Origin of the sequence: Pantoea sp. K16 (assembly GCF_048452805.1) — a bacterium.
GTDB lineage: Bacteria > Pseudomonadota > Gammaproteobacteria > Enterobacterales > Enterobacteriaceae > Pantoea > Pantoea agglomerans.
This window is the reverse complement of sequence record NZ_JBLWNV010000036.1, coordinates 1-313: the sequence shown is the minus strand read 5'-3', so window position 1 is coordinate 313 and position 313 is coordinate 1. Positions and strand designations below refer to the sequence as shown.

General features: G+C 51.8%; 1 tRNA gene. It reads right to left on the bottom strand.

The window, feature by feature from the left end:
- Positions 1 to 143 precede the first annotated feature (143 nt).
- Positions 144 to 218, bottom strand: a tRNA-Glu gene (locus ACK13D_RS22055).
- Between the last annotated feature and the right edge of the window lie 95 nt (positions 219 to 313).

Here is a 313-nt window from a genome sequence, read left to right as displayed (position 1 = left end):
GAATGACGCGCTGCGTCGTTTCAATTTTCAGCTTGTTCCGGATTGTTAAAGAGCAAATATCTCAAACGCGGCCCGGCTGCTTACGCAACCAAATCGGTTTTGAGATACTGTATGGAGACACCTTTCACCTGTCACCAAGCAGGTGGCGTCCCCTAGGGGATTCGAACCCCTGTTGCCGCCGTGAAAGGGCGGAGTCCTAACCGCTAGACGAAGGGGACACAAAAGTGTCACGACTTCGCAGCCGTCCTGCTCATTACTTTTTTATCAGACAATCTGTGTGGACACTGCGCGGGAAGGTATCTTCAGGTAAGGA